Genomic DNA, 15,272 nt, shown 5'->3' with positions numbered 1-15,272 from the left:
TCGCTATCGTGTTCAGGGGTCAAGGGGTCTGTGACCCCTTGCCTGCCCTATTCCTGCGGCGACGACACGCTGTATCCGGCGGCGCGCAGGCGTTCCAGAACGCCACCCTTGCGCAGCAGAATCGCCAGCGGCAAAACGGCCACTGTCTTGCCAGGCCGGGCGGTGGCGGCAGTGATCGCCCGCAGGGAATCGCTGACCCCGCGATCGAGCATGGCGGCCGCGGCAGGTGAACCGGACAGGCATTTCATCAGCGCCGATCCCTGGTAATTGGCGCGGACGGTCGAGATGTCGCCAACCGCCCAGGCCCTGGCGGCAACAGGGGCGCGATCGAGGTCGAAGTCGATATCGTCCAGCGTATAGGTCAGGCAGGCCTGGCTTGCGGCATCGTCCATGGCGTTGACCGTCTTGAACAGCGGCCCCATGTCATAACGCCCGGCGGCGCGGACCGGCACGCCAGCCTCCCCGGCCAGACGCCGGACAACCGAGACGGTGGCATCATCGCTCAGGCCATATTTTTGCAGGACTTCCCGGCGCAGGCGGGCACCGGCCCAGACCGGCTTGTCGCGGGCGAAATCCTTGATCGGAATGCCAGCGCGCCTGGCGGTGGACTCATAGCGGGCATAGAGCGCCGGTGGCAGGTCTTCCTTAAGCGTGCGGCGATTGGGCAGGCCTTTTTTCGACATCATCAGCCAGAGATCGCCAACGCCTGTGCTGCTGGCCGGCGGCGTGATCAGGCCATTGGCGCCGCGCAGGGCGCCTTCGACCCGCTTCGTGCTCCAGGTTTGTTTCTTCGGGAAAACCGGAAGTATGCCCAGAATAATGACCTGGCTGTCGCCCTTGGTAACGCGCCACAGGGCCGGCCCCGCAGCGATTTTGCCCTTCACGACGATTTCCGTATCGGGCCAGTCTTCCTGAGCCATCGCCATCTGAGGCATGACCAGAAGAATAAGCACAGCGATCAGGGCTTTCAGGCGGGACATGGCACATTCCTGGGAAGAACTGTCAGCCTACCCGCATATTATGACTCTTTTATGCAGTTCAAACGTTTACAACAGGAAACAAAGTGGCAGACATTACCTTTTGTGAAATAATATTATATTCCTTTAATCAAGTGCAGATTCGGCAAGACCGGTTACCATTCCATTATCCACTGTGACGCTAATGTTTGAACCATCTTTATTTATCCAATAATACACGGCTTCCCCTGGCACCTTGGCAACTAAAATGCCATCTACATTCTCGCCCTTGCTTAATTTCGGCTCTGAACCCACGATTTTCCGCACATCAGCAAACGGAATTCCAGTCGGATTCGCCGTGTATTCTGCTGATATTTTTTTAAAAGTGGCGTAGGTTACGACGTCGTGCGCCGAGCAGGACGCAAGTAACAAGCAGATAAATGCACTAATCAACGACTGAGATTTCATTTTCCGCATCTTCTTAAGCGCAAATCTTTACGCGGCCTTGACCGCGTCCGCCGCTTTGAAAGTCAAAGGCGCGCCCCAGAAGGCCTCGATCAGAGCGGATTGCATACGGGGTTCGCCGGTGGTCAGGAATTCGCGGCGGCCGGCATTGCCGATTTCATATTCCGGATGGCGCTCGATATAGTCGGCGAGAGCCTTGGAGACCGGTGCCGGCTGATGGATCAGAGGTGTACCCGTCGGCAGGTGTTCGCGGAAAAGATCGGCCACCAGTTCATAGTGGGTGCAGCCAAGGATGGCACGATCGGGATAGCGGCCGATGCGAATGCGTAAGCTTTCGACATGGCCTTTGATCTTGGCCGAGAGGTCTTCGCGCGAGGCCCCGCGTTCGATCAGATCCGCCAGTCCCGAACAGGCTTCCGAGAAGACGGCAATATCCTGGCGGCGCTTGTCGATCTCGATTTCATAGACGCGCGAACGGGCGGTGGCGACGGTCGAGAACACGCCGATCACATCCAGCTTTTCGATCTTCTCGCCACGGCGTTCGGCCTCGTGCTCCCAGGGCAGGCCGGTGGCGGCCTCGATGGTGGGGACGATAATCCCCAGCACATTGACCGGACGCTTATAGGTTTTGCGAAACTGGGCCAGCCAGGTCGATTGCAAACGACGCAGGGCCACGGCGGAAGCGGTATTGCAGCCCAGCACCACCAGAGAGGCGCCGGCTTCGAACAGGGTCTCACAGCCCTGGCGGGTCAGCTCAACGATCTCCTCACCGGAGCGATCGCCATAGGGCGCGTGTTTCTGATCGGCGAGATAGACGAAGTCAGCCTGCGGCATCCGGTCGACCAGGGCGCGATGAATGCTCAAACCACCAATGCCGGAATCAAAAACGCCAAACGCCATGAACTGATTTCCTGTGTTACGAAAACTTAATTTGGCCGCGTTTGTTGCGGTCTATAGGTTCATCAGTTACGACTTTTGTCCTGTGCCGTAAACGGACTTTTTCTACCCTGAACCCATAAAGGAGTTCACAATGCCTTCATCCAAAATGAACCGCCGCACCGCCCTGGGTCTTATGGCCGGTGCCGGCACTGCCGCCCTTGCCGGGCCAACCTTTGCGCAAGGAGGCGTCGCCATCGCTACCGCCTATCTGACCCAGCCCTGGACCGGCCCTTATGGCGGTGTGCCTGCCTTCGACAAGGTGAAGATCGCCGATTTCGAGCCGGCAACCCTGGCCGCGATGGATGAAATGCGCGCCGAGATCAAGGCGATCACCCTGAAGCGCTCGGCCCCGACCTTTCAGAGCGTTATCGAGGCCTACGAGACCTCCGGCGCCGCCTATGATCGCGTCGGTACAGTCTATAATGTGTGGGACTCCAATCTCTCGACCGGCGGCTTCCCTGATGTCTCCGCCAAGCTGTCGCCGATCAAAGCGGCCTTTGGCGACGAGATCATGCAGAATGCGGACCTCTTCCAGCGTATCGAGACGGTCTATAATCAGCGCGAGAAGCTGAAACTCAATCCGCAGCAGGACCGCCTGCTGTGGAAAAAGTACAACAATTTCGTCCGCGCCGGCGCCAAGCTTTCGGATGCGCAGAAGAAGGAGGTCGCTGACATCAACCAGCAACTGGCCACCCTGTTCAACAGCTTCTCCAACAATCTGAAGCATGACGAGGCTCAGGCCACCTTCATCACCAAGGACGATCTCGCCGGCCTGCCGGACCCCTTCATCGCGGCTCTGGCTTCAAAGGCCAAGGAACTGGGTAAGGACGGTATGTACGCCGTGCAGAACACCCGCTCGGCTATGGAGCCCTTCACCACCTATTCGACGCGCCGCGATCTGCGCGAAAAAGTGTGGCGCGCCTATATCATGCGCGGCGACAATAACGACCAGTGGGACAACAAGAAGATCGGCGCCCAGATTCTCAAGTTGCGGGCAAAGCGCGCCAAGCTCTATGGCTACCCGACCCATGCCCACTGGCGCCTCGAAGTCGCCATGGCCAAGACGCCGGACAACGCCATGAACCTGATGGAAGCCGTCTGGGGTCCGGCGGTCAATCGCGTCCACGAAGAAGTGGCCGATATGCAGAAGATCGCCGATGCTGAAGGCGCCAACATCACCATCGCCGCCTGGGATTATCGCTTCTATTCCGAGAAGGTGAAGAAGGCGAAGTACGATCTCGATGAGTCGGAAGTGAAGCCCTACCTGCAACTGAACAAGATCCAGGACGCCATGTTCTGGGCCGCCAACAAGATGTACGGCTTCGAGTTCATCCAGGTCAGCGATGTGCCGGTGTTCCATCCGGACGTGACGACCTATAAGGTGATGCGCGCCGGTAAGCAGGTCGGCGTCTGGTACTACGACCCCTACGCCCGCGAAGGCAAATCCTCCGGTGCCTGGGAGACCGAATATCAGGGCCAGTCCTATATGCTGAAGCATATCTGCATCTGCTCGAACAACTGCAACTTCATCAAGGCCGAGCCGGGCAAGCCGATCCTGATCTCGTGGGATGACGCCGAAACCATGTTCCATGAGTTCGGCCACGCCATCCATGCGCTCAGCTCGAACGCCTACTATCCATCGCAGGGCGGCACCAATACGGCGACCGACTTCGTCGAGTTCCCGTCGCAACTCAACGAGCACTGGCTGCCGTTGCCGGTGGTGCTGAACCAGTTCGCCATCCACTATGAAACCGGCAAGCCGATGCCGGCCGAATTACAGGAAAAACTGGTGCGGTCATCGAAGTTCAATCAAGGCTTCGCCACGGTCGAATATCTGGCCTGCGCGCTGATCGACATGAAGTATCACCTGGCTGGCGAGACGGATATCGACATCGATGCCTTTGAAAAGACCGAACTGGCCAAGCTGAACATGCCGAAGGAAATCGTCATGCGTCACCGCCCGACGCAGTTCGCGCACATCTTCGCCGATGACGGCTATTCGGCGGGGTACTACTCGTACCTGTGGTCGGATGCCCTGGTGGCGGACGCCTATGAGAAGTTCATGAAGGAGGGTGGGCCTTTCGACGGCCCGACCGCCAAAAACTACTTCGATCATATCCTGAGCGTGGGCGACACCATCCCGCAGGACGTGGCCTTCCGCAATTTCCTGGGCCGCGATGTCAACCGTGATGCGTTGATGCGTCTGCGGGGCTTCGCTTAAACTTATGGGGTTTGGGGCCTCCGGCCCCATGCCTTTCCTGCCTAATAAAAAAGCCCGGCCTTAAGGTCGGGCTTTTTTATTAGGTCGAAGATGTGGGGTCACAGACCCCACGCCCCACTAGATTCAAGAAAGCACTACAGTTTCAGCGTCATTACGACTATATAGGCCGGAAATGACCCGTCCTTTTCTCAAGATGAATGGCCTCGGCAATGATTTCATTGTCGTAGATGCTCGCGACACCGCCTTCACACCGGCGCCGGAGCAGATCCGCGCCTGGGGTGATCGTGCGTCCGGCATTGGCTTTGATCAGCTGATCGCTATCGAAGGCAGCGACGATGGCGATGCCTTTATGCGCGTGTGGAACAATGACGGCGGCACGGTCGAGACCTGCGGCAATGCCCTGCGCTGCGTGGGCTGGTATCTGAACCCGAAGGCCGCTGAGAAGACCCTGAAGATCGACACGCTGGGCGGCGCGACCAAGGCCATTGTGATCAAGGCCGATGAAAAGACCGGAACCGTGGCGGTTGATATGGGCAAGCCGCGCCTCGACTGGCGGGAAATTCCGTTGTCGGAGGAAATGGACACCCTGCGGCTGGAACTGAAGGTCGGCCCCTACGACGCGCCGCTTTATCATACGCCGTGCGCGGTCAGCATGGGCAATCCGCATGTGGTCTTCTTCGTCGATGACGTCATGAGCGTCGATGTCGCCGCCACCGGCTCTCTGATCGAAAATCACCCCCTCTTCCCCGAAGGCGTCAATGTCGAGTTCGCGCAGGTGATCGACCGCCAGACCGTCCGCATGCGCGTCTGGGAACGCGGTGCCGGTATCACCCAGGCCTGCGGCACCGGCGCCTGCGCCACGCTCGTGGCCACCGCCCGTCGCGGCCTGACGGATCGTTCAGCCACCGTTATTATGGATGGCGGTCCGTTGCACATTTCATGGGCAGAGAATGATCATGTCATCATGACCGGCCCGATCGAGGTCGAGTTCGAGGGCACGCTGTGAGTAAGGTAGATGTCGTCACTTTCGGCTGTCGCCTGAATTCCTACGAGAGCGAGGTCATCCGCAAGACCGCCGCCGAAGACGGGCTCGACAACGCCATCATCTTCAATACCTGCGCCGTCACCGGCGAGGCCGTGCGTCAGGCGCGCCAGGCCATTCGCCGCGCCCGCAAGGAAAACCCGGACGCCAAGCTGATCGTCACCGGCTGCGCCGCCCAGACCGATCCGGACACCTTCGCCAACATGGCGGAGGTCGATTTCATCATCGGCAATGGCGACAAGCAAAAGGCCGGCTCGTACAGGCTGACGCCGGATTCGGCCCGCATCGTCGTCAACGATATCTTCTCGGTACAGGAAACCGCCGGTCACCTGATCGATGGCCTGAAGGACCGCGCCCGCGCCTTTGTCGAGGTGCAGAATGGCTGCGATCATCGCTGCACCTTCTGCATCATCCCCTATGGCCGCGGCAATTCGCGCTCAGCAGCGGCGGGCGATGTTATCAGCCAGACGCAAAAGCTGGTGGCGCAGGGTTACAATGAGGTGGTGCTTACCGGCGTAGACCTGACCTCCTGGGGGACCGACCTGCCGGGCACGCCGCAACTCGGCAATCTGGTGGCGCGCATCCTCAAGCTGGTGCCGGATCTGAAGCGCCTGCGCCTCTCCTCCATCGATGCCGCCGAGATAGACGACACCCTGCTCGGTGTACTGCGCGATGAAGAACGCCTGGCGCCCTATCTGCATCTCAGCCTGCAACATGGCGACGACCTGATCCTCAAGCGCATGAAGCGCCGCCACCTGCGCGCCGATGCCCTGGCCTTGGTGGAAAAGGTGCGCACCGCTCGGCCGGATATCGCGCTCGGCGCCGATCTGATCGCCGGTTTCCCGACCGAAAGCGAAGCGGCCTTCGAGAACTGCCTGTCGCTGGTCGATGAGGCCGGCCTCAGCTTCGTCCACGCCTTCCCCTATTCGCCACGTCCGCAAACCCCGGCGGCCAAGATGCCGCAACTGCCACGTCCGCTGATCAAGGAACGCGCCGCACGTCTGCGCGCCAAGGCAGAAACCGCGCTGGTTCGGCATCTCGATCGCCAGCAGGGCCGTGTGCTTTCGTGCGTTGTCGAAAAGCCCGGTTTCGCCCGCGCCGCCGATTTTACAGAGGTGGTGTTCGAAGGCGAGGCAGAGGTCGGCGGCATCAGCGATATCCGTATCCATGGCCACGATGGCAAACATGTCATTGGCAGCCTTGTCCAAACTCAGCTACAGCAAGCGGTATGACTGAAGAAAAGAAAAAGGGCTGGTTCCAGCGCCTCACCGATGGCCTTTCGCGGACCTCGCAGAACCTGACCGAGTCGGTCACGCAGGTGTTCCAGCAGAAGGAAGCGCTGGACGATGCCGCGCTGGAGGAACTGGAGGACCTGCTGGTCGAGAGCGACCTGGGCCCGCAGATCGCCGCCACTATCGCCGGCAAGATGGCGCAGCAGAAGTTCACGTCTGCCAAAGACCCCAATGCCGTTCGCGCGGCGCTCGCCGAAGCGCTTTCGGACGAGCTGGTCGGCCACGAAGGCACGTTTGAGCCCCTGTCCGGTCCGCGCCCCTATGTTGTGCTGTTCGTCGGCGTCAATGGCTCCGGCAAGACCACGACTCTGGGCAAGATCGCCGCCAAGCTGGTCAAGAGCGGCGCCAAGGTGCTGATCGTAGCCGGCGATACCTTCCGTGCCGCCGCCGTTGAGCAGCTCAAGGTCTGGGCCGAACGCGCCGGCGCCGATTTCATGGGTCGCAAGACCGGCGCTGATGCCGCGGGCCTGGCCTATGATAGCTTTATCAGGGCTAAGGAAGACGGCTACGATGTCGTCCTGATCGATACCGCCGGCCGCCTGCAGAACAAGCAGGCCCTGATGGATGAACTGCTGAAGGTCGTCCGCGTCATCAAGAAGGTCGATCCCGAAGCGCCGCATGAAACCCTGCTGGTGCTCGATGCCACGGTCGGCCGCAATGCCCTCAGCCAGGAACAGATTTTCGGCCGTCAGGCCTTTGTCTCCGGCCTCGTCATGACCAAGCTCGACGGCACGGCGCGTGGCGGCATACTGATCCCCATCGCCAAGGCCTCCGACGCGCCTATCAAGCTGATCGGCGTCGGCGAAGACATCGAAGATCTGCACGATTTCAAAGCGCGTGATTTCGCCCGCTCCATGGTCGGCCTCGAACCGCTTGGAGATAAGTGATGACCGATAACAAGCTGCCGGTAGACGATACGGTGACACACGGCGATCAGGCCGTGGACAAGGCGCTGGCGGGCGTGGCGGAAAAGTTCGGCGAGAGCAATCCCGAGCTGGCGCTGAAGCCCGACACCCCCAAACAGAACTACATCAAGATGGCCGTTGATTACGGCCCGCTGATCGCCTTCGGCCTGACCTTCCTGGTGTGGAAGGTGCTGAAACTGACGCCGCAGAAAGACGCCCTGATCTGGGCCTCCGGCGTGCTGGGCGCGGCCTCACTACTGGCGCTGATCGCCGGACTGATCGCCGAAAAGCGCATCGCCTGGATTCCGCTGGTTTCCTGCGTCATCACCATTCCGATGACGATCCTGACCGTGCTCACCCATGATCCGGTCTTCGTCAAGATCAAGATGACCATTGTCGATGTGCTGATCGGCGGCATCCTGCTCGGTGCGCTGCTGATGAAAAAGGAACCGCTGAAGCTGCTACTCGGCGATGCCCTGAAACTGAAGGACGCCGCCTGGCCGCGCCTGACCCTCTATTATGCCCTGTTCTATTTCGCTATGGCCGCGATCAATGAAGGGGTCTGGCGTACGCAATCCGACAGCGTCTGGATGATCTGGAAAATGGGCTCCATGGTCGGTGGGCCGATCCTGCTCTCCATCTGCCTGCTGCCTTTCATGATGAAAAACATGATCACGGAACCGGAAACCGCCGGCCACTGACGGTCATTCCTCCGTGTGCGGATTGAATTGTCGTGAAAATGTCGTAGAGTCATGACAAGGTTACCTTCATCGGTCCCAGCGAAAACGGTGGCATCATGAAGAAGTCGAAGTCAGGCGAGAAAACCATGTCTAAAAACGGGCTCGATGAATCGCCCTCACATCTGCTGCACCGCGTTCTGCAGATCGCCCTCGATATCTATAATGCCGAGGCCGGCGAAGACGCGCTTTCCCAACGCCAGTACGCGGTGCTGAAGGCTTTGGAAGGCACTGACGGTCTCAGCCAGACCGATCTCGTCAAGCTGACCGGCATAGATCGTTCCACCCTGGCCGACCTCGTGTCGCGCATGTTGGCCAAGGCACTGGTGGTGCGTGAGCGCTCGGCCACCGATGCCCGCGCTAATCTGGTGCGCATCGCCGAAGGCGGCAAGACGGCCCTGACCGATATGGAACCGCGCGTGCTGGCCGCCGATGAGAAAATTCTCAGCCTGCTTTCCCCGCCCAAACGCGACAGCTTCGTCAAGCTGCTGCGCAAGCTGACCAGCGCACGCGAAAGCGAACTGTCTGGCGAGGTCAAGCCACGCAAGGAAAAGGTGCCCAAGGCGCCGAAAGCCGAGAAGCCCGTACGCGAGAAAAAGCCGGGCAAGAAAAAAGATAAGTTCAGCGCCAAGAAGATGAAGAAGCTGCCCTTCCCGCCGCTTTCGGAAGGTGCCGCGCCGGGTGCCGAAGGCGAAGACCTGGTGCACGCGCCCATTGAAAAGACAACCTGAAAGCCACAACAACAGGGTTAACGCCGGATTCAGGTCTTCCTCATCGAATCTTGATAATTATCTGCTATAAACGCAAGACAGGTTCCCAATAAGGATCGGCTTCAGATCGATCCAGTGATGAGTGCGTAGAGGATTCGCTGAATGCAAAAGATTGAAGCCGTAAACTGGATTTCCGCCGCGCGCTCCTGCGCCCCCGCGCAATGTGCCGCCGCCTTCGTCTCGGCCATGGCAACGCCGCGCAATCGCGCCCATACGGATGCTCAGCGCCAACCGGCGGCGCGTTAAATAAAGCTTTCGCGGTTTTTCCGCCACTCGTCGCGCGTCTGTCCCCAGATATCGACCAACAAATCCGCATAGGGATCGGGCAGATAGGCTTGCCGCATGACGTAAGATCCCAGCGTCTTGGCCAGTTTCGCCGAAGGCAGATTGGCCGGCGCGATCGTATGAATGATCACATCCCAATTCAATACATCGCAGGCGAAATCCATAGAGGCCATGGCGGCTTCCTTCGCATAACCCTGCCCTTGTGCCTCGGTTAGCAGGCCCCAGCCCACTTCGCGGTCCGGCCAGCCATGCGGGCACAGCGGCCCGATCCGGCCGATCCACTGGCCAGTGCTTTTCTCGATCACGCTGAACATGCCGAAACCGTCCAGCGCCCATGATCCGGCGATAGTGCGCATGATGCGCCAGACCACCGGCGGCGAAGACAGCCCACCCAGAAAGGTCATGGCCTTTTCATCAGCATGAAAAGCGCAAAAGCCGTCAAAATCGGCATCGACCGGCGGACGCAGGATCAGACGATCGGTTTCCAATGTGGGACCGAGGGGTGACGTATGGGGCAGTGTCAAGTTCAGCGATCCTCAATATCCAGGGTGCGGCCGGTACGGCGGTCTATATAGACATAGCGCGTGACCGTCGAGGCGCCGCCGCCCCAGGCGCTAAGGCCTGCAAGAAAGCCCAGATCGTACCAGCGGCCTATATTGGGATAGGCATACATGCGGATGGTATCGGAAAACAGGCTGAGGACGAAAGAGATCGGTGCCAGCAGGCCGTCGATGATGCCGCGCACCAGGGCCGGATCATTGTGATGCCCCATGGGCCGCGTGGCGCAGGCGGCCAGCAGGCAAAGCCCGGCCAGCGCCATGACCGTCAGTGTTACTTTCTTCATGACCCGACCTCCCGCATTGCCTTTGATAGGGCAGCCTAGCATATCCGAAAATAAAAAAGCCGCCCGTTTTCACAGGCGGCTTTTCAGTCGAATTTTACCGGACTCAGGCGAGCGACGGATCGATCGTCTTACAGGCGGCAATCAGGCCCTGGACGCTTTCGACCGACTTGGCGAACATCGCCTTTTCCTCGTCATTGGTCGAGAACTCGATGATACGCTCAGCGCCGTCCTTGCCAATTACGGCCGGGACGCCGACATACAGACCGCGCAGGCCGTATTCACCGTTCAGGTACACGGCGCACGGCAGGACGCGCTTCTTGTCGAGCAGGTAGGACTTGGCCATGGCGATGGCCGATTCCGCCGGGGCGTAGAAGGCCGAACCGGTCTTCAGCAGGGCGACGATCTCACCGCCACCGCCACGGGTGCGCTTCACGATGGCGTCGAGTTCTTCCTGAGTGAAGAAGCCCTGGGCCACGCATTCCGGCAGGGATAAGCCACCGATCGTCGAGTGACGCACCATCGGCACCATGTCGTCGCCGTGACCACCGAGGGTCCAGGCATGGATATCTTCAACCGATACGCCGGTCTTTTCAGCCAGGAAGTAGGCGAAACGGCCCGAGTCGAGCACGCCGGCCATACCGATGACCTTCTTGTGCGGCAGACCCGAGAATTCGCGCAGCGCCCAGACCATGGCGTCCAGCGGGTTGGTGATGCAGATAACGAAGGCGTTCGGGGCGTATTGCTTGATGCCTTCGCCAACGGCCTTCATCACTTTGAGATTGATGCCCAGCAGGTCATCGCGGCTCATGCCCGGCTTGCGCGGCACACCGGCGGTGACGATGCAGACATCAGCATCGGCGATGGCCGAGTAGTCATTGGCGCCCTTCAGGGTCACGTCCTTGCCGAAAACGGCGGTGGCTTCGGCGATATCCAGCGCCTTGCCTTGCGGCGTGCCTTCCATGATGTCGAACAGGACGACGTCGCCCAGTTCTTCACGGGCGGCGATGTGGGCCAGCGTGCCCCCGATCATACCCGAACCAATCAGAGCAATCTTTGCGCGTGCCATGGGAACTCCCTTTAAAAATGCCGCAATAACGATCTGGCGCTGCGGCCTTCGCAGCCGGGGCGCGGAAATCTGCCCGCGTCCTAGTCCTGTTAAGGCCTGTGCGCAAGTCCCCCGCAGGCGGTTTGCTGCACAGCAACGGAAAAAGTGATATCCCGGTAACGGGTAGGCATTTAAATGGGATTAATTGGGGCTTCTTACTTGAATTAATTCCCCATCCGGACTTGTGACATGGTCACCGACGTCTTATCGCCCTTGGGATCGAGCATATAGCCGCGCCATTGCGCATCGCCGCCCTTTGTCAAGTGCAGCAGAGTCGGGGAGCGGGCGCCATCTGCATAGTAGGTGACCTCCATGTCGCGGCCGGTCATATCGATATCCGAGACAAAGCCTGAGCTGTTCAGGCCGAAGCCCGCCAGCATCGAACGCCAGGCGCCTTCCAGACGGCCGCTGACGGCATTTTCACTGCGCAGTTCGAGACCCAGCAGTTTCTGGCCAGTGCTGGAAGAGACGACCCACGAGCCTTCCATATTGCCGATGCTGTTTTCCTTGTTCACATAGGCCGACAGCAGGCCGGAATCGTAACTCAGTTCGCGCGAGTCCTTCGGGCCTTCGTAATCGCGGCGGTAGGCATCGACGCTGACGGCCGCGCCGGATAGCTGCGGCGCCGGGGCCTGCGGTGCCTGAACCGCCGTCTGGGCCGGTGCAGCAGCGGCGGACGAGGCCGACTGGTAAGGCTGCGGGCCAGCGGGCAGCAGGTCGTCTTGTGCGATCAGGGCGGCCGAAAGGATCAGGGCAGAAATCACTAGGGTACACTCTCTACTACAGGCTCTGTTTGTCGGAAGGGGCGAAAGCGGTACGCCGTTCATCATGAGCTAATCAGGCGCATCTTAAGAATTCTTTCACCTCATGAGTGAACTACAGAAATTTGTCCAAGCTGGGGCAAGGACGGAATCACATCGCCGTGAAGTCTGGGAAAAGCCATAATAGTGCGGATGCGAATTGTTCTCACAAACCTTGCGCAAAAAAGGGGTTGCTGTGCACAAAAGCTTGATTGACACACCGCTTTCAGGGTCTAAAAGACCGGCAAGTGTAACGTTTCCGGCTACGGCTTCCTGCCGTCCCGTACAAGACATTGGTTAAGGCCACACATATGTCTCAGACTCCTCACCGCCCCTTATCACCGCATTTGCAGGTCTGGCGCTTCCACATCACCATGTTCACCTCGATCCTGCACCGGGCCACAGGCCTTGCGCTGGTTGTGGGCGCGGTTCTGGTGGCAGCCTGGCTGCTGGCCATCGGCATAACGGCATCGGGCATCTGCCCGCAGGCCTATACCGCCTTCCTGACCTTCGGCGCCTCCCCGCTGGGACTTCTGGTCTGGTTCGGCCTGAGCCTGGCGGCCTTCCTGCACCTGACCGGCGGCCTGCGTCACCTGGTCTGGGACATGGTTATCGGCTTCCAGCTTAAATCGGCCAACGCGATGTCGTGGTGGGGTCTGATCGGCGGTATTGTTCTGACGATCATTTTCTGGGTGGTTCTGTTCGCGACTGGCAAGGTGGCGCTCTAATGGTTGACTCGTATCTGCGTCAGCGGTCCTCGAAGGACTGGAAGAAATCGGAAAAGCATGGCGCCGGCGAATGGCTGGCCGAACGCTGGACCTCCGTCGCCCTGATCGTTCTGGGTGGCTGGGCGCTGTGGAGCGCCTTCGGCCTGATGGGCAATGGCTATGAAGCCGCGCTGGCCTTCGTGAAAGCCCCGGTCAATGCCGGCCTGATGGCTCTGACCTTCATTATCACCGTCTGGCACACCCACATGGGCCTGAACGCCAACGTGCTCGACTACTTCCCCAATTCGCGCTTCCTGAAGCTGCTCAACCTGCTGTTCTGCCTCGTTCTGCTTGCCGCTGCGCTGGGCGGCCTGTTCCTGGCATTCAAGGCCTAAGTCATGACCCAAAATAACGCAAAAAAGCCGTACAACATCATCAATCACGAATATGACGTGGTCGTGGTCGGCGCCGGTGGGTCTGGCCTGCGCGCCGCGCTCGGCGCGGGACAAGCCGGCTTGAAAACCGCCTGTATCACCAAGGTCTTCCCGACCCGCTCCCATACCGTGGCCGCCCAGGGTGGCGTCGCCGCCTCGCTCGGCAATATGGGCGAGGATAAGTGGGAATGGCACATGTACGACACCGTCAAGGGGTCGGACTGGCTGGGCGATCAGGACGCCATCGAATACCTCGTGCGTAACGCCCCCAAGGCTGTCTACGAACTCGAACACTGGGGCGTGCCCTTCTCGCGTACCGAGGACGGCAAGATCTATCAGCGTCCGTTCGGCGGCATGACCAAGAACTACGGCGAAGGCCCGGTGCAGCGCACCTGCGCCGCCGCCGACCGCACTGGTCACGCCATGCTGCACACGCTGTATGGCCAGTCGGTCCGCAACAATGTCGAATTCTTCATCGAGCACTTCGCCCTCGACCTGATCATGGATGACGGCGTCTGCCGCGGCGTGACCACCTGGCAGCTCGACAACGGCGACATCCACGTCTTCCGCGCCCACCTCGTCATCCTGGCGACCGGTGGTTATGGCCGCGCCTATTTCTCCGCCACCTCGGCCCACACCTGCACCGGTGACGGCAACGCCATGGTGCTGCGCGCCGGCCTGCCGCTTCAGGACATGGAATTCGTGCAGTTCCACCCGACCGGCATCTACGGCTCGGGCTGCCTGATCACCGAAGGCGCGCGCGGCGAAGGCGGTTATCTGACCAACTCGGCCGGCGAGCGCTTCATGGAACGCTACGCCCCCTCCGCCAAGGACCTGGCTTCGCGTGACGTCGTATCGCGCTCGATGACCATGGAAATCCGCGAGGGCCGCGGCGTCGGCCCGAAGAAGGACCACATCTTCCTGCACCTCGACCACCTGCCGCCGGAAATCCTGCACAAGCGTCTGCCGGGCATCTCGGAATCGGCCAAGATCTTTGCCGGCGTCGATGTGACCAAGGAGCCGATCCCGGTCATCCCTACCGTCCACTACAATATGGGCGGCATCCCGACCAATTATCACGGCGAGGTCCTGACGCTTAAGGATGGCAACCCCGATACGGTCGTGCCGGGCCTGATGGCTGTCGGCGAAGCGGCCTGCGTGTCGGTGCACGGCGCCAACCGCCTCGGTTCCAACTCGCTGATCGACCTCGTGGTCTTCGGCCGCGCCGCTGGCCTGCGCGCCAAGGAACTGGTCACGCCGGGCGTCGCCCACAAGGATATCGGCGCCACTCAGGTCGACAAGCACCTGGCCCGCCTCGATAAATTCCGCAACGCCTCGGGCGCGACCCCGACTGCCAAACTGCGTCTTTCCATGCAGGAAGCCATGCAGAAGGACGCCGCTGTCTTCCGGACCGGCGAAACCCTCAAGGAAGGCGTCGCCCGTCTCGACGAGATCCACAAGGCCTCGAAGGACATCGGCATCACGGATCGCGGCCTGATCTGGAACACCGATCTGGTCGAAGCGCTGGAATATGACAACCTGATCAATCAGGCGGTCGTCACGGTCAATTCGGCCGTCAACCGCGAGGAAAGCCGTGGCGCCCACGCCCGCGAGGACTTCCCGAACCGCGACGACGAAAAGTGGATGAAGCACACCCTGATGTGGATCGACACCGATACCGGTCAGGTAAAGACGGATTTCCGTCCGGTGCACACCTACACCATGACCAACGACATCGCCTACATTCAGCCGAAAGCACGGGTTTACTGA

The 15,272-nt window shown here is 60.2% G+C and carries 17 protein-coding genes; 10 read left to right on the top strand and 7 right to left on the bottom strand.

Annotated features, from left to right (window positions below):
- Positions 1-47: 47 nt before the first annotated feature.
- From QM647_RS05425 to QM647_RS05415, 3 genes are all read right to left on the bottom strand, one after another.
- Positions 48-980: a TraB/GumN family protein gene (locus tag QM647_RS05425; RefSeq protein ID WP_414994453.1), complete on the bottom strand. Its 933-nt coding sequence runs from the start codon at positions 978-980 to the stop codon at positions 48-50.
- Positions 981-1,103: 123 nt separating this feature from the next.
- Positions 1,104-1,424, bottom strand: coding sequence for a hypothetical protein (locus QM647_RS05420; protein WP_414994452.1), 321 nt, complete (start codon positions 1,422-1,424; stop codon positions 1,104-1,106).
- A 27-nt stretch (positions 1,425-1,451) separates the two neighbouring features.
- On the bottom strand, positions 1,452-2,321 hold the full coding sequence (locus tag QM647_RS05415) for a glutamate racemase (protein WP_414994451.1): 870 nt from the start codon (positions 2,319-2,321) through the stop codon (positions 1,452-1,454).
- A 130-nt stretch (positions 2,322-2,451) separates the two neighbouring features.
- On the opposite strand from QM647_RS05415, the gene QM647_RS05410 reads away from it, so the two are divergent.
- The 7 genes from QM647_RS05410 (at position 2,452) to QM647_RS05380 (ending at position 9,573) form a co-directional block, all read left to right on the top strand.
- The gene (locus QM647_RS05410) at positions 2,452-4,581 is read left to right on the top strand and encodes a M3 family metallopeptidase (RefSeq protein WP_414994450.1); all 2,130 of its coding nucleotides are present in this window, start codon (positions 2,452-2,454) and stop codon (positions 4,579-4,581) included.
- Positions 4,582-4,753: 172 nt separating this feature from the next.
- Complete coding sequence (gene dapF, locus QM647_RS05405; protein WP_414994449.1) at positions 4,754-5,587, top strand: diaminopimelate epimerase; 834 nt, start codon at positions 4,754-4,756, stop codon at positions 5,585-5,587.
- Positions 5,584-6,855 carry a tRNA (N(6)-L-threonylcarbamoyladenosine(37)-C(2))-methylthiotransferase MtaB gene (mtaB, locus tag QM647_RS05400; protein WP_414994448.1) on the top strand — a complete coding sequence of 424 codons (1,272 nt, stop codon included), beginning with the start codon at positions 5,584-5,586 and terminating at the stop codon, positions 6,853-6,855. The genes dapF and mtaB overlap by 4 nt, the downstream gene beginning before the upstream one ends.
- Positions 6,852-7,802 (top strand): signal recognition particle-docking protein FtsY, encoded by a 951-nt coding sequence (gene ftsY, locus QM647_RS05395; protein WP_414994447.1) that lies wholly within the window; start codon positions 6,852-6,854, stop codon positions 7,800-7,802. The genes mtaB and ftsY overlap by 4 nt, the downstream gene beginning before the upstream one ends.
- Positions 7,802-8,521, top strand: a complete 720-nt coding sequence (locus QM647_RS05390; RefSeq protein WP_414994446.1) for an inner membrane-spanning protein YciB — start codon at positions 7,802-7,804, stop codon at positions 8,519-8,521. Before ftsY ends, QM647_RS05390 begins: the two co-directional genes overlap by 1 nt.
- A 125-nt stretch (positions 8,522-8,646) precedes the next feature.
- Positions 8,647-9,288, top strand: coding sequence for a MarR family winged helix-turn-helix transcriptional regulator (locus QM647_RS05385; RefSeq protein ID WP_414994445.1), 642 nt, complete (start codon positions 8,647-8,649; stop codon positions 9,286-9,288).
- 141 nt (positions 9,289-9,429) lie between these two features.
- Complete coding sequence (locus tag QM647_RS05380) at positions 9,430-9,573, top strand: hypothetical protein (RefSeq protein WP_414994444.1); 144 nt, start codon at positions 9,430-9,432, stop codon at positions 9,571-9,573.
- On the opposite strand, the gene QM647_RS05375 is transcribed toward QM647_RS05380, so the two are convergent.
- The 4 genes from QM647_RS05375 to QM647_RS05360 all read right to left on the bottom strand — a co-directional run bounded on the left by QM647_RS05375 (position 9,570) and on the right by QM647_RS05360 (position 12,325).
- A complete protein-coding gene (locus QM647_RS05375; protein ID WP_414994571.1) occupies positions 9,570-10,130 on the bottom strand; it encodes a GNAT family N-acetyltransferase in 561 nt (186 codons plus the stop codon). The two genes, QM647_RS05380 and QM647_RS05375, sit on opposite strands and share 4 nt — an antisense overlap.
- Before the next feature lie 8 nt (positions 10,131-10,138).
- A complete protein-coding gene (locus QM647_RS05370; protein ID WP_414994443.1) occupies positions 10,139-10,456 on the bottom strand; it encodes a hypothetical protein in 318 nt (105 codons plus the stop codon).
- A 103-nt stretch (positions 10,457-10,559) separates the two neighbouring features.
- On the bottom strand, positions 10,560-11,522 hold the full coding sequence (gene mdh / locus QM647_RS05365; RefSeq protein ID WP_414994442.1) for a malate dehydrogenase: 963 nt from the start codon (positions 11,520-11,522) through the stop codon (positions 10,560-10,562).
- Positions 11,523-11,725: 203 nt separating this feature from the next.
- On the bottom strand, positions 11,726-12,325 hold the full coding sequence (locus QM647_RS05360) for a hypothetical protein (protein WP_414994441.1): 600 nt from the start codon (positions 12,323-12,325) through the stop codon (positions 11,726-11,728).
- 347 nt (positions 12,326-12,672) lie between these two features.
- On the opposite strand from QM647_RS05360, the gene sdhC reads away from it, so the two are divergent.
- Genes sdhC through sdhA form a run of 3 tightly spaced genes read left to right on the top strand, consistent with a single transcriptional unit; the run spans position 12,673 to position 15,272 of the window.
- Positions 12,673-13,089: a succinate dehydrogenase, cytochrome b556 subunit gene (gene sdhC / locus QM647_RS05355; RefSeq protein WP_414994440.1), complete on the top strand. Its 417-nt coding sequence runs from the start codon at positions 12,673-12,675 to the stop codon at positions 13,087-13,089.
- The gene (gene sdhD, locus QM647_RS05350; RefSeq protein ID WP_414994439.1) at positions 13,089-13,463 is read left to right on the top strand and encodes a succinate dehydrogenase, hydrophobic membrane anchor protein; all 375 of its coding nucleotides are present in this window, start codon (positions 13,089-13,091) and stop codon (positions 13,461-13,463) included. Before sdhC ends, sdhD begins: the two co-directional genes overlap by 1 nt.
- A 3-nt stretch (positions 13,464-13,466) precedes the next feature.
- Positions 13,467-15,272, top strand: a complete 1,806-nt coding sequence (gene sdhA / locus QM647_RS05345; protein ID WP_414994438.1) for a succinate dehydrogenase flavoprotein subunit — start codon at positions 13,467-13,469, stop codon at positions 15,270-15,272.

Origin of the sequence: Asticcacaulis sp., assembly GCF_047605585.1 — a bacterium.
In the GTDB taxonomy this organism is placed as follows: domain Bacteria; phylum Pseudomonadota; class Alphaproteobacteria; order Caulobacterales; family Caulobacteraceae; genus Asticcacaulis.
This window is presented reverse-complemented; position numbering and strand designations above follow the sequence as displayed.